The sequence below is a fragment of the Candidatus Frankia alpina genome (genome assembly GCF_902806485.1).
Classification (GTDB): Bacteria; Actinomycetota; Actinomycetes; order Frankiales; family Frankiaceae; genus Frankia; species Frankia alpina.
This window is the reverse complement of sequence record NZ_CADCWT010000275.1, coordinates 1-5,591: the sequence shown is the minus strand read 5'-3', so window position 1 is coordinate 5,591 and position 5,591 is coordinate 1. Positions and strand designations below refer to the sequence as shown.

Annotated in this window: 5 protein-coding genes and 1 pseudogene; 4 read left to right on the top strand and 2 right to left on the bottom strand. The window is 73.2% G+C overall.

Features of this window, described 5'->3' with window-relative positions:
- Positions 1-65 precede the first annotated feature (65 nt).
- The gene (locus G6R25_RS20695; RefSeq protein ID WP_163554262.1) at positions 66-1,499 is read right to left on the bottom strand and encodes a hypothetical protein; all 1,434 of its coding nucleotides are present in this window, start codon (positions 1,497-1,499) and stop codon (positions 66-68) included.
- 322 nt (positions 1,500-1,821) lie between these two features.
- Between G6R25_RS20695 and G6R25_RS20690 the strand changes: the two genes are divergently transcribed.
- From G6R25_RS20690 to G6R25_RS20675, 4 genes are all read left to right on the top strand, one after another.
- On the top strand, positions 1,822-3,081 hold the full coding sequence (locus tag G6R25_RS20690; RefSeq protein ID WP_163554261.1) for a globin domain-containing protein: 1,260 nt from the start codon (positions 1,822-1,824) through the stop codon (positions 3,079-3,081).
- Between the two features lie 178 nt (positions 3,082-3,259).
- Positions 3,260-3,499: a hypothetical protein gene (locus G6R25_RS20685; protein WP_136448548.1), complete on the top strand. Its 240-nt coding sequence runs from the start codon at positions 3,260-3,262 to the stop codon at positions 3,497-3,499.
- Positions 3,500-3,811: 312 nt separating this feature from the next.
- Positions 3,812-4,291 carry a hypothetical protein gene (locus tag G6R25_RS20680; protein WP_163554260.1) on the top strand — a complete coding sequence of 160 codons (480 nt, stop codon included), beginning with the start codon at positions 3,812-3,814 and terminating at the stop codon, positions 4,289-4,291.
- A gap of 134 nt (positions 4,292-4,425) precedes the next feature.
- The gene (locus G6R25_RS20675; RefSeq protein ID WP_235949258.1) at positions 4,426-5,139 is read left to right on the top strand and encodes a VIT1/CCC1 transporter family protein; all 714 of its coding nucleotides are present in this window, start codon (positions 4,426-4,428) and stop codon (positions 5,137-5,139) included.
- A 52-nt stretch (positions 5,140-5,191) separates the two neighbouring features.
- On the opposite strand, the pseudogene G6R25_RS20670 reads toward G6R25_RS20675, so the two are convergent.
- Positions 5,192-5,591: pseudogene (locus G6R25_RS20670) on the bottom strand (lamin tail domain-containing protein); the annotation flags it as partial.

The following is a 5,591-nucleotide window of genomic DNA, read 5'->3' as shown; positions in this document are numbered from 1 at the left end:
GCTCCGCGGGAGGCCGGATTCCTCCACGGCCTGAAGGCCAGGGCATCCCCCGGAATTCTCGGTGATTACGGACCCGGCGCGGGCAGGGCGAGCATCCGGTCGAGCAGGTGGACGAGGAAGACGGTGTGCCGGTGCAGCAACGCCCGGTCGAGCTTGTCGAGCTGGTCGCCCGGCCCGACCTGGAGCAGGTACGCCGGCCCGCTGATGAACTCCACCGTCGGCAGGCCGAGCCGGTAGGGGAACGTGCCCTCGCCGTAGAGCCCGTCGCCGGCCGGTGGGAGCACAACGGCCCGCGCGAGCCCGCCGGCCCGCATCTCGTCGACGGCGAGCCGGCGCAGCCGGTCGCTGTGGCCGACGGCGACGACGACCGGTTCGCTGCGTCCGGTCGGCCCGTAGGGCGCGGTGCCACCGCGCTCGTCCCAGCCCATCGCGCCGAGGTGCTCGGCGACGAGCGCCATGGCGAGCGAGGCCCGCAGCCGTGGGTGGGCGCGCAGCCAGGCGTCGGGTTTCACCGTCGCGGCATCGGCGATCATGTGCGCTGGGGAGAATAGGAACAGCGTGCCGCGCCCCCGCCGCGCCTGCGGCCGGTGGGCGAGCCGCTCGGCGAGGGCGAGCAGGGCCGGGCCGCCGTTCTCCTCGACCGCGTTCTGCCCGTCGGTGTGCGTGGCGACGAGCACGTCGCCGTACGTTCCGGCGGCAGCGGCAGCGGGGGCGGGCAGCCGGGCCAGCAGGTAGTCGACGGTGGCGTCGTCACGGCGGGCGGTCAGGACGACGGTGGCCTCCAGCGGGCCGAGCGCGAGCAGGGCGCGCAGCCGGGCCCCCTGCTCGCGGTCGACATGCAGGGTCGGCAGGCCGGCATACGGCTGCTGGTGCGGGGTGTACTGGCCGGCGGCCAGCAACGGCGGCAGATCGAGAATCGCGATCATCGCGACGGCGCCGTGCCGGCGGGCGAGGGCGAGGTCGGGGGGTGGCGGGACGCCGAGCCACACCCGCGAGTAGTCCTCGGCGGCGAGCCGCGTTCGCGCGTCGGGCGGCTCGACGGCGTCGGCGAGGTCGGTGAGGTCGGTGAGGTCGGTGAGCACCTCGGCGCGCAGTCGGGCAACAGGCGCGTCGGCGAGCACGATCGCACCCGCCATCGGCCGGCCCCGGTAGTCCGCCGCGCCGCCCGCGCCGACGTCCACCACCGTCGCCGTCACCCCGCGGGCCGACGTCTCGCCGGAGTACGGGCGGTAGGAGCCGGCGGGCACCGTGGCGCTCACCCCGCGCGCGTCGACGACCCGCAACGACCAGTCGTCGGCCAGCCAACGCGCGAGGGGGACGGGATGGCGGGTCACCTCGAGGCCGGCGCGACGCAACCGGACATCGAGGTCGTCGATGTGGCGATGGTGCGCCGGCGAGCCGGGCAGCCGCGGGCCGAACGAGACCATCCGCTCGACCGACTCCCACAACCCGTCGGGACCGACGAGGCCCGCCAACCCGCCCCGTCGCGGTCCGGTCATCGTCGCGGTCCGGTCATGTCGCGGAGGCTATACCCACAGTGATATCGGCGTCGGCAACGGACGGTGAACGACACCATGGGGCCCGAAGAGTGGGCCTGGGGACCGCTCTTCCATATGCTTGCACATCCAGCTACTACAACACGTAGAAGTGGAGCTGGTCCGGATGAGCACCGGTCCCGCCACAGGGGTCGTCCTGCGCCTGACCCAGTCCAGCGACCTCGACGTCGACCCGGGCGGCTGATCACCGAGGCAGCGGATTCCCACCGCAGCCCATCGCCACCGTGCCATCGCCGCCGCCAGGTTCGAGTCCGGAGGTCATCCCATGCTGTCCGAACGTTCCGCCGCCGTCGTCGGAGCGACCGCAGGCGTAGTCGCCGAACACGCCGTCGAGATCACCGCCGTGTTCTACCCGCGCATGTTCGCCGCCCATCCCGAACTCGTGAACCTGTTCAACCAGGGCAACCAGGCAACCGGCGCGCAGCGACAGGCGCTGGCCGCAGCCGTCGTCGCCTACGCCGGGCATCTGCTCGACGGGTCGCAGACCTCGTTCGCCCCGGTGCTGCGCCGCATCGCGCACAAGCATGTCTCGCTGGGCGTGCGGCCCGAGCAGTACACGATCGTGGGCCAGCACCTGCTGGCGGCGGTCGGCGAGGTGCTCGGCGATGCGGTGACCCGCGAGGTGCACGACGCCTGGGACGAGGTCTACTGGCTGTTCGCCACGGCACTCATCGCCGAGGAGGGGCGGATCGCCCAGCGCGTCGGTGCCGACCCGGAGCGCGTCTGGCGGCCCTGGCGAGTGACCGCGCGCACCGTGGCGACCGCCGAGGTGGTCTCCTTCGACCTCGTGCCGGCCGGGCCCGAGCCACTGCCGACCTACCTGGCCGGCCAGTACATCTCCGTCGCGGTCGACCTGCCCGGCGCCGAACGGCAGGCCCGGCAGTACAGCCTGTCCCGGGCGCCCGGCGCGGGCAGCCTGCGGATCACGGTGCAACGGGTGCCCGCCGCCGGCGGCGCACCCGAGGGCGTCGTCTCCTCCCACCTTCATGATCAGGTCAAGGTCGACGACATCCTGGACGTGAGTCCGCCGACGGGCGACGTCACCCTCGCCACCGGGGCCGACCCACTCGTGCTGATCAGCGCGGGCATCGGCGTCACCCCGATGATCGCCGTGCTCGGCCACACCGCCCGGCTGCAACCGGATCGCCAGGTGGTGGCCGTGCACGCCGACCGTTCCCCCGACCACCACCCGCTGCGCTCCGAGATGATCGAGGTGGGCGCCCTGCTGCGAGACTTCCACCTGCACACCTGGTACGAGTCCGGTGCCGGCAGCGCCGCGGGCATCGGCAGGGCGGCGGGCGTCGGCAGCGCGACGGGCCCCAGCGGGGCGCGGGGCGAGTCCCGCCACACCGGCACGTTCGACATCGACGCGGTGCCCCTGCCCGACGGGGCCCGCGCCTACCTGTGCGGGCCGGTGCCGTTCATGCGTGACGCCCGCGCCGGCCTGCTGCGCCGCGGCGTGCCGGCGCAGCGCATCCACTACGAGGTTTTCGGCCCCGACCAGTGGGCCGGCTCGCCGACCTGACCGGCGGCGGCGATCTCACCACCCCAGCGCGCGGCCGGGGGACGGTGACGAGGACGAGGACGAGGACGAGGACGGCGTTCAGGATGTCGGGGACGCGGTCAGGCCACCGGGAGGAAGGTGCGCGGAACGACTCCGCGTCCCCGCCGAGGGTGATGGTCCGCCGGGTGGCGTCCTGGTCGTGGGGCTGACCGAGGTCGGGCCGGCTGACCTCGTCGAGGCGGCGGTACTGGGCCTCGTCGTCGTGACGGGACACGGCGATATCACCCCGACATCCTCGGTGCGAAACGGTGTCGAATCTATTGTTCATCATGCGGGGCCGATGTTGTCGGCATCGGTCCGGATCGGCGTGCGCCGGGCCAATTCCGGTCGGTGTTCTGGCACTGCCGTTCCGGCCCGGGGCAGCGGGATCGATTCCTGACGGCGAGCCTCGGTGCGGCCGCACCGGAATCGACCCGGCAGTGACAGCGGACGACATCGGGTGGGGACTCCGGCCGTACGATCGGGTGGCCCGGAACAGCCGAGAGGCCAGTCGATCCGCGGCGCGGACGCCAAGTGGCCGGGACCGGCCGAGCCGGACGGATACGGATCTTCCATGCTGGGAGGAGCCACGCCGCGGGTTTTCCCCCTTGGGACGACTGGCCGATATTTGCCATGCTCGAGGCGCGCTACGCGAAAGGTGATGCATTGGGACGGGGACCGGTCGGCAGGATGCTGGCGGTGACCCGCCGGCATGACCGCCGGCATGGAATGGGAGATCGAAGGCGCCGACCTGCCGGCACTGGTGCTGCCGGATACCGACGGCCTCGTCATCGCCGGCCCGGCGGGTGCTGCGGCCGGCGAGGAGTGCGTCGAGGTCGACTTCGTGCCGGTGGAGCCGGGCGCGCTGCTGCGGGCCGCGGTGGACGCCGCCGCCTGGCCGCACGTCGGGTCCGTCACCGTGCACCCGCGTAAGCAGCCGCCGGCGCGGACCCACCTGGCGTTCCTCATCGGCCGCCAGTTGCGGATCGAGCGGTCGGCGGTCGGTTGGCATTCACCGGTGGTGACCCTCGGCCTCACCCTGCGGCCCGAGTCGGCCGGCGGGCAGGGGCTGCGGATGGTCGCCCACCACGCTCGGTTGCATGACGGCGACGGCTGGAGCCGGCACACCCTGTGGGAGGTCATGGGGCTGCGCCAGTACGTGACCTGGCTCGACCGCCGACCGGCAAGCTGAGACGCGGGCCGGCCCGACCACGCGCAGCGACGACATGGGTGGCTCCGGACCGACCTCATCTGGCGGGAATTGTCACAGGATGGAAAGGCGTCCCCGCTCGTTCAGCTCGGTTTGGCCGTGCTGAAATGCTCGCCATGGCGGCAGCAAGCTTGATGACCCGGCACCGGGAGCGGCACAGTACGCAGCGGACTGGCTGGCTGCGGGCGGCCGTCCTCGGCGCGAACGACGGGCTGGTGTCCACCTCCAGTCTCGTCGTCGGCGTGGCGGCGAGCGGCGCGTCGAGCGGCGCGATCCTGACCGCGGGCTTCGCCGGGCTGACGGCCGGAGCGCTGTCCATGGCGGCCGGCGAGTTCGTGTCCGTCAGCGCCCAGGCCGACGTCGCCCACGCCGATCTCGAGCTGGAGCGGGCGGAGCTCGCGGCGAGCCCGGCGGCGGAGTTCGCGGAGCTGGTGGGCATCTACGAGCACCGCGGCCTGCCCCGCGACCTGGCCGTGAAGGTCGCCAAGGCACTGACCGAGCGCGACGCCCTCGGCGCCCACATGCGCGACGAGCTCGGCCACAACGAGACCAACGAGGCCCGGCCGACGCAGGCTGCGGCGGCGTCGGCGAGCAGCTTCACCGTCGGCGCGCTGGTGCCGTTCCTCGGGATGGTGGCGCCCGCGGGCACCGTTCGGCTGGTGGTCATCGTCGCGGTGACGGTGCTGGGGCTGGCGCTCGCGGGGGCGCTGGCGGCGCGCACCGCGGGCACCGCGCTGCTGCGCCCCACGCTGCGGGTCGTGCTGGGCGGCTGCGCCGCGATGGCTGTGACCGGTCTGGTCGGCGTCCTGGCCGACGCCGCCGGCGGGTGACTATTGGGTGGGGCGGGCGGGCCCTGCGGTACCGCCCGCCCCACCCGTGGCGTCAGCTTGCGCAGGTCAGCGTTCCGCTGCGCAGCGCGTGGCTGGCGTCGTTGTCATCGTCGGACCAGACGACCGGCTTGTGCCCGGCCGAGCAGGTCCCCGGCGGCGCGATGGCGAATCCCTCGTTGTTGTAGTTGGACATTCCGGTGGGGCGGGCGTAAACGGCGGTGCCGGCGAGCCGGCCGGCGGCGTTGATGTCGAGCGTCGCGGTGCGGCCCTGGCAGGTGTCGTCGCATTCCGCCCACAGATGACCGGTCGCGGGCTCGTACTCGAGGTCCATGACCGCGGCGAAGCCGCTCGCCACGGTGGCGATCCGGGTGTATCCGCCGCCGCTCTGGTTGAGCGCGTAGGCGTAGACGGTTCCGTTGGCTTCAAGTCCGACGAAGTACAGCCCGCTGCCG

What these genes read in the sequence shown, in the direction of transcription:
- G6R25_RS20695 (WP_163554262.1), bottom strand. Translation starts at nt 1,499, where the DNA reads ATGACCGGACCGCGACGGGGCGGGTTGGCGGGCCTCGTCGGTCCCGAC.
- G6R25_RS20690 (WP_163554261.1), top strand. Translation starts at nt 1,822, where the DNA reads ATGCTGTCCGAACGTTCCGCCGCCGTCGTCGGAGCGACCGCAGGCGTA.
- G6R25_RS20680 (WP_163554260.1), top strand. Translation starts at nt 3,812, where the DNA reads ATGACCGCCGGCATGGAATGGGAGATCGAAGGCGCCGACCTGCCGGCA.
- G6R25_RS20675 (WP_235949258.1), top strand. Translation starts at nt 4,426, where the DNA reads ATGGCGGCAGCAAGCTTGATGACCCGGCACCGGGAGCGGCACAGTACG.